The organism is Kitasatospora sp. SC0581 (genome assembly GCF_048159585.1).
GTDB lineage: Bacteria > Actinomycetota > Actinomycetes > Streptomycetales > Streptomycetaceae > Kitasatospora.
This window is the reverse complement of the sequence record NZ_JBLRWA010000273.1, coordinates 1-341: the sequence shown is the minus strand read 5'-3', so window position 1 is coordinate 341 and position 341 is coordinate 1. Positions and strand designations below refer to the sequence as shown.

The 341-nt window shown below is 84.8% G+C and carries 1 protein-coding gene; it reads right to left on the bottom strand.

What is annotated here, in order from left to right:
• Positions 1-249: hypothetical protein (locus tag ACLWS4_RS38070; RefSeq protein ID WP_416876580.1), on the bottom strand; the 249-nt coding region annotated here is incomplete at its 3' end.
• Positions 250-341 lie beyond the last annotated feature (92 nt).

Below are 341 nucleotides of genomic sequence, written 5' to 3'. Positions count from 1 at the left end.
GACGGCCCCGCCGCCAGCCGCCCGGTACGCCTCGCCCAGCGCGGCGGCCACCGCCGGCAGGTCGGCGCCGCCGGTCGCCAGGGTCAGCCCGTCCTGCGGGCAGGCCGCGACGCCGTGGGCGCGCCGCGCGTGCCCTCCCGCCAGGGCGAGGCCGGCCCGGTCGCAGACGGGTGCGGCCAGCGCGGCCAGGCGCAGCTGGGCGGGGCCCGGGCGGAGGGCCGCGTCGACGGCGTGCGGGACGGTGGTCACGCCTCCAGTCTGACGCGACCGCCCGCTCCACGCGCCAGTTGCCGGGGGCCCGGCGCGCGACCCGGCGCCCCCCGGCACCGCCACCCGCCCCC